The organism is Synergistaceae bacterium (genome assembly GCA_021372895.1).
Classification (GTDB): Bacteria; Synergistota; Synergistia; order Synergistales; family Synergistaceae; genus JAJFTP01.
This window is the reverse complement of the sequence record JAJFTP010000021.1, coordinates 1-6,882: the sequence shown is the minus strand read 5'-3', so window position 1 is coordinate 6,882 and position 6,882 is coordinate 1. Positions and strand designations below refer to the sequence as shown.

Below are 6,882 nucleotides of genomic sequence, written 5' to 3'. Positions count from 1 at the left end.
AGGGGTCATTGCGGACAAATTTCCCTATCTTGATATAGCAAAAGAATATGAGGCGGCAGGGGCCTCCGCAATTTCGGTACTGACCGAGCCGTTTTATTTTCAGGGAAGGGACGGATATCTGAGGGGGGTCGTATCAAATGTGGATATACCCGTCCTGCGCAAAGATTTCACAATTGACCCCTATCAGATATTTGAGGCAAAAATACTGGGTGCTTCCGCGATCCTTCTGATCTGCGCGCTGCTGGATACAGATACGCTCTCCGAATATATCTCTCTGACAGACAGCCTGGGACTTTCGGCAATAGTTGAAGCACATGACAAAACCGAAATATCTTCCGCCGTAAATGCCGGAGCGCGGATCATCGGCGTGAACAACCGCGACCTGAGGACATTTGAAATTGATATATCAACGAGCCTGAGGCTGAGGGAATTTGTGCCGGAAAATATAATTTTTGTCGCGGAGAGCGGCATCAGAACAGCGTCTGACGTAGAGGCTTTACGGGCCGGCGGAGCGGACGCCGTCCTTATCGGGGAAACTTTGATGCGCAGTGAGGATAAGAAAAAAGAACTTGAGATCCTGAGGGGGGTGATTTAGTGCCTAAAATTAAAATATGCGGGCTGTGCCGTCCATGTGATGTTGATTTTGTAAACGAAGCCTGTCCGGATTATATAGGGTTTGTGTTTGCGGAAAGCCGCCGCAGAGTGACAGCCGAAGAGGCCGCGCGATTTCGCGGCGGATTGAGGGCGGATATCGTGCCGGCAGGCGTTTTTGTAAATGAAAAAGTCGAGGTTGTGGCGCGGCTTTATATGGACGGCATAATCCAAACAGTCCAGCTGCACGGAGACGAGGATGACGGATATATAAGAGAACTGCGCGGCATAGCAGACATCCCCGTCATCAAATCATTCCGTGTCCGGACGGAAAAAGATGTATTCAGGGCACAGAGCAGTCCTGCCGACTATATCCTTTATGACGGCGGCGCGGGGACCGGGGGAAAATTTGACTGGCGGTTTTTAAAAAATCAGACAAGGCCGTTTTTTATGGCCGGCGGCATCAATGGGCAGAACATAAAAGAGGCGCTCTCTTTCTCGCCCTTCTGCATAGATGTAAGCAGCGGTGCGGAGAGCGGAGGAAGGAAAGACAGGGAGAAAATTTTAAAATTAGTACGCGAAGTACGGGATCACGAGGAGGGAATAAAATGAACAGAGGCAGATATGGAGTTCATGGAGGGCAGTACATTCCGGAGACGCTTATGAACGAGATGATCAACCTTGAAAAGTCTTATGGATTTTATAAAAATGACCCTGATTTCTGTGCGGAGCTGGACAGGCTCTTGAAAAATTACGCGGGACGGCCGTCCCTTCTGTATTATGCAGAGAAAATGTCGAAGGATCTTGGCGGCGCGAAAATATACTTAAAGAGGGAAGATCTTAACCATACAGGGTCGCACAAGATAAACAACGTTCTCGGTCAGACGCTTATGGCAAAAAAAATGGGCAAAAAGCGCATCATCGCGGAAACCGGAGCCGGACAGCACGGAGTTGCCGCCGCGACCGCGGCGGCGCTGCTCGGCCTTGAATGCGAGATATTCATGGGCAAGGAGGATACCGGGCGCCAGGCACTGAACGTCTACAGAATGGAGCTGCTCGGCGCCAAGGTGCACCCTGTGACGAGCGGGACGATGACTCTGAAGGACGCGGTCAACGAGACTATGAGAGAATGGGTCTCAAGGGTGGAGGACACGCATTATGTGGTTGGGTCTGTTATGGGACCGCACCCGTTTCCTATGATCGTCCGCGATTTTCAGAGCGTTATAAGCAAAGAGGCGCGTGCGCAGATCCTTGAATGTGAGGGGAAACTGCCTGATGCCGTGGTAGCCTGTGTCGGCGGCGGAAGCAACGCGATGGGGATGTTCTATAACTTCATCGGAGATGGATCCGTAAGGCTTATAGGCTGCGAGGCGGCAGGGCGCGGTATCGATACCGGAAGACACGCGGCGACAATAACAACGGGGACGCCCGGAGTTTTTCACGGCATGAAATCTTACTTCTGCCAGAACGACCAGGGGCAGATCTCGCCGGTATATTCTATCTCGGCGGGTTTGGATTACCCCGGGATAGGTCCCGAACATGCCGACCTCTACGACAGAGGCAGGGCGGAGTATGTCGCCGTGACCGATGACGAGGCTGTCGGGGCATTTGAATATCTGGCAGAGACGGAGGGGATCATATGCGCGATAGAGAGCGCCCACGCTGTCGCACATGTAATGAAAACGGCGCCGAAAATGGATAAGGACGAAATTGTTATAATTTGCCTGTCCGGACGCGGAGACAAAGACGTCGCGGCGATCGCGCGCTACAGAGGAGTTGACATACATGAGTAGGATAAAAAATGCCTTCGGCGGCGGCAAGGCGTTCATCCCGTTTATAACGGCAGGGGACCCCTCGCTTCGGAAGACAGAGGATTTTATATTTGACATGGTGCGCGGTGGGGCTGATATGGTGGAAATCGGGATCCCGTTTTTAGATCCGATAGCGGAAGGCCCTGTGATACAGGAAGCCGACAATCGCGCACTTTCATCGGGGACGACGGTTGACGGTATCTTTGACATGGTCTGCTCATTGCGGGAAAAAACTGACATCCCGCTTGTGTTCATGACATATCTGAACCCTGTGTTTAAATACGGGTACGACGCGTTTTTCGCTCGCTGTAAAACGGCAGGCATAGACGGTATAATAATACCTGACCTCCCGTTTGAGGAAAAGGAAGAGGTGAGGCGTCCGGCACAGCGATATGACATAGACGTCATTTCCCTCATCGCTCCGACTTCGGATCAGAGGATAAGACTGATAGCCTCGGACGCCGAAGGCTTTCTGTATATCGTTTCCTCTATGGGCGTAACGGGGATACGCAGTGAAATTAAAACAGATCTCAAGTCGATAATCGAATTGGCAAGGACATCCTGTACGATCCCGGCCGCAGTCGGATTCGGGATCAGCACGCCGGAGCAGGCCTCGAAGATCGCAGCCATAGCCGACGGGGTAATAGTGGGAAGCGCTGTCGTAAAAATAATAGAAGAACATGGCGCCGATGCGGGACAGTATATCTATGAGTATGTGAGAGCAATGAAAGATGCCATAGCCGATATTTGAGCCAGGCTTCGCACGGGGGAGGGAAGCAGATGAAGCAGGAGACCCTGGATATGATCCGCCGGATGCAGATGAACGAGGCGACCGAGCATGTTGTCTACGGCATTCTGGCAAGGGGCGCCAAGGGACACAACGGCGAAGTGCTTGCAAAGATATCTTCGGAGGAGGAGAAGCATTCCGCGATATTGGGCAAATATACCGGAGCCGCGCCAAAACCGGGGAAGCTGAATATTTTATACTACCGCATGCTCGCTTTTATTTTTGGGCTGACATTTGTCATCAATTTGATGGAGGCCGGCGAAGAGGAAGCGCAGAAGGCGTACGCCGGCATAACGTCCGAAGTCCCGGAGGCGCTTGCGGTGTATAAAGAGGAGCAGGAGCATGAAGCTGCTCTGATAGACATGATCGACGAGGAGCGGCTGAAATATATAAGCTCGATGGTGCTGGGGCTCAACGATGCGCTTGTTGAGATCACAGGCGCCCTTGCCGGATTTACTTTCGCTCTGGGCGACAGCAGGACGATATGTATGGCAGGGTTTATAACCGGAAGCGCGGCTACTCTGTCGATGGCGGCATCGGAATACCTCTCCAGGAAGAACGACCCCGGCGAGCGCCATCCCCTGAAGGCCTCGGTCTATACCGGCATGACATATATGCTTGTCGTAACGATACTTCTGCTGCCGTATTTCTTCATCGCCAGCCCTGTTATGGCGCTTGTCTTATGCCTTTTCGACGCAGGGCTTGTAATATTCATTTTTACGTTCTATGTATCGGTCGTACGCAGGGAACCTTTTAAGCCTGCGTTTCTTGAAATGATATTTATCAGCTTCGGTGTCGCGGCCCTTTCATTCTGCATCGGCTGGATCGCCAGGGTCACGCTTGGTATCCAGATGTAGGCATGACCTGTAGTTTTTTCAAGAGTTATGCGGTGCCCGATATCGAACGGCGGGGCAAAGGGGGCTTTATTTACTGCCCGGCCTTTGTCCCGCCGTATTGGACTGATAGGAGCGCTTTTTACTTCTTTTTTTTCTCCGTGATATATTTGTCTATCGCCGCCGCGGAATCCTTTCCGGCACCCATCGCGAGGATCACTGTCGCCGCCCCGGTGACTATGTCGCCGCCGGCGTAAACACCGGGAACGGAAGTAGCGCCCGTCTTCGGGTCGGCTTCGATGTAGCCCCATTTGTTGAGTTTCATCTCCGGGAACGTCGAGAGCAGGACTTTGTTTGAACCCTGTCCTATAGCCTCTATAGCGCAATCGGCCTCGACGAAGAAATCGCTGCCCTCAACAGGGACCGGGCGCCTGCGTCCGGAAGCATCCGGCTCGCCGAGCTCCATACGTATGCACTTCACGCCGCAGAGTTCTCCGTTTCCGTTGTCTACGTATTCCGTTGGGTTGGAGAGCCAGTTGAATATTATGCCCTCTTCGACGGCGTGATGATATTCCTCTATACGCGCGGGAAGTTCTTTCAGCGAACGACGATATACTATCGTAACTTCCTCGGCGCCGAGGCGTTTGGCCGAACGTGCCGCGTCCATTGCGACGTTTCCGCCGCCGATGACCGCAACTTTTTTCGACTTCTTTGTAGGTGTGTCAAAATCAGGGAATTCGTAGCCGTGCATAAGGTTGATCCTTGTAAGATATTCGCTTGCCGAGTAGACGCCGTTGAGCGTCGTGCCGGGGATGCCCTGGAAGTGCGGTGCTCCCGCGCCGACCGCGATATAGCATGCATCATACATTTCCATGATCTCCCGCATGGTTATATTCTTGCCGACCACGGCATTGCACTCTATCTCCACGCCGAGTTTCCTCATGGCGTCAATCTCCATTTTTACGATCTTTTTCGGGAGACGGAACTCTGGGATGCCATATACTAGCACTCCGCCGGCTGCATGGAGCGCCTCATAGACCGTGACCGCATAGCCCATCTTTGCGAGGTCGCCCGCAACGGTGAGGCCGGATGGCCCGGAGCCGACTACTGCGACACGTCCCTTATCTGACACTGCGGGGGCTTCGGTCTTTTGTCCGGTCTGGGCATATTTCCAGTCCGCGACGAGCCGCTCGAGTTTTCCTATCGCTACGGGTTCAAAGCCGGGCATTTTCCCGACCGTGCATAATCCCTCGCACTGAGATTCCTGCGGGCAGACGCGTCCGCAGACTGCCGGAAGGTTTGTGTATTTGTCCATTATTGCAGCCGCCTCGGGCATGTTGTTTTCCTTAACGGCCTTGATGAACCCGGGGATGTCTATGCCGACAGGGCATCCGGCGACACAGGGCCTTGTTTTGCACTGAAGGCAGCGCCCTGCTTCTTTTATGCCCTCTTCAAGGGTATATCCGAGACAGACTTCTCCGAAGTTGCCCTTGCGGACCTGAGGATCCTGCTCGGAGATAGGGGTCTTCCATTTTGAAAATGTTACAGCCATGTCGGTCCACCTACTTCTGCTTCGTATTTTTCCATTGAAATCTTTTCTTCGTCCTTATACTGGCACAGCCGCCTCATGAACTCGTTCCAGTTGACCTTGTGCCCGTCAAACTCAGGCCCGTCGACGCAGGCGAAGAAAATCTTGCCGTCAACAGTTACGCGGCAGCAGCCGCACATCCCTGTCCCGTCGAGCATCAGCGGGTTAAGGGAGACGATTATGGGGAGGCCGAGTTCCGCCGCCGCCTTTGTGCCGAACTTCATCATTATCGAGGGGCCTATGCACCAGCATTTGTCTATCTTTTCTCCGCGCTCGACGATCATCTTCATCGCCTCGGTGACCACGCCCTTCATCCCTTCCGAACCGTCGTCCGTCGTGACGATAAGCTCATCTGAGTACTTTGCACATTCATCCTTCATTATGACAAGCTCCGAGGTCCGTCCGCCGAGAATCGTGATGACCTTGTTGCCGGCGAGCTTAAGCGCCTTGATTATCGGGTAGAGAGCCGCTATGCCAACTCCGCCGCCGACCATCATTACGGTCCCGTATTTTTCCACCTCGCTGGGCTTACCGAGCGGGCCCGATATGTCAAGGATGGAGTCTCCGACATTAAGGCATGACATTGTCGCCGTTGTCTTTCCAACAACCTGGAAGATAAGGCGTATAAGCCCCTTATCCCTGTCATAATCCGCTATTGTGAGAGGTATCCTCTCTCCTTTGTCATTAACGCGCAGCACGACGAACTGGCCTGCCTGTGCGTGGCTTGCGACCCGCGATGCCTCGACCCACAGATCGAACTCTTTGGGAGCGAGCTTTTGCTTTGAAACGACCTTAAACATAGTTACCCTCCTCTAAAAATAATTGAAACTCAGAACTTTTCCCTGTTGCGATCAGAGACTTAACAGCATTTTCCCTTTTTTTCGCCATGGTCCCCGGACGGGAGCGATAGTCTGTAAAGCACTCCGACCGCCCGTCTCCCGCTTAGAATCATATGGAAGACGGAGGGAGAGTTCGGTGGAAATAATTAATATCTGTAAAATTATCAACAAACGTATGTAAATGTATAACAAAACAAGGTTATTTGCAATGCCATACCTACCTAAAATATAAACCATCCGTAAGCGAAAAAATGTTACAATGGTATGGCGGGATCGCAAATAACGGTCTTTAGATACTATTTACAATGTAAGCCGCTGTGCGGTTTTACCGGAAAGTCCCCAACAGCTCTCCAATAGGGCATAAACTGTATGATACGCGTTATAATCATAGCGGCGGCAAAAATCATATCGAAAAGAATAAAATAATTACGAT

7 protein-coding genes are annotated in these 6,882 nt (G+C 52.3%); 5 read left to right on the top strand and 2 right to left on the bottom strand.

Annotated elements, in window-relative coordinates; translation table 11 throughout:
* The 5 genes from trpC to LLF78_02190 form a co-directional block, all read left to right on the top strand.
* Window positions 1–595: indole-3-glycerol phosphate synthase TrpC (gene trpC / locus LLF78_02210; protein MCE5201314.1), on the top strand; the 595-nt coding region annotated here is incomplete at its 5' end.
* The gene (locus LLF78_02205; protein MCE5201313.1) at window positions 595–1,203 is read left to right on the top strand and encodes a phosphoribosylanthranilate isomerase; all 609 of its coding nucleotides are present in this window, start codon (window positions 595–597) and stop codon (window positions 1,201–1,203) included. The genes trpC and LLF78_02205, both read left to right, overlap by 1 nt.
* Window positions 1,200–2,384, top strand: coding sequence for a tryptophan synthase subunit beta (trpB, locus tag LLF78_02200; GenBank protein ID MCE5201312.1), 1,185 nt, complete (start codon window positions 1,200–1,202; stop codon window positions 2,382–2,384). The genes LLF78_02205 and trpB overlap by 4 nt, the downstream gene beginning before the upstream one ends.
* Window positions 2,377–3,153, top strand: coding sequence for a tryptophan synthase subunit alpha (trpA, locus tag LLF78_02195; protein MCE5201311.1), 777 nt, complete (start codon window positions 2,377–2,379; stop codon window positions 3,151–3,153). The genes trpB and trpA overlap by 8 nt, the downstream gene beginning before the upstream one ends.
* 29 nt (window positions 3,154–3,182) lie before the next feature.
* On the top strand, window positions 3,183–4,046 hold the full coding sequence (locus LLF78_02190) for a VIT1/CCC1 transporter family protein (protein MCE5201310.1): 864 nt from the start codon (window positions 3,183–3,185) through the stop codon (window positions 4,044–4,046).
* A 118-nt stretch (window positions 4,047–4,164) separates the two neighbouring features.
* Here the strand turns inward: LLF78_02190 and gltA are convergent, their stop codons facing one another.
* On the bottom strand, window positions 4,165–5,574 hold the full coding sequence (gene gltA / locus LLF78_02185) for an NADPH-dependent glutamate synthase (GenBank protein MCE5201309.1): 1,410 nt from the start codon (window positions 5,572–5,574) through the stop codon (window positions 4,165–4,167).
* Complete coding sequence (locus tag LLF78_02180; GenBank protein ID MCE5201308.1) at window positions 5,565–6,410, bottom strand: sulfide/dihydroorotate dehydrogenase-like FAD/NAD-binding protein; 846 nt, start codon at window positions 6,408–6,410, stop codon at window positions 5,565–5,567. The genes gltA and LLF78_02180 overlap by 10 nt, the downstream gene beginning before the upstream one ends.
* Window positions 6,411–6,882: the final 472 nt, after the last annotated feature.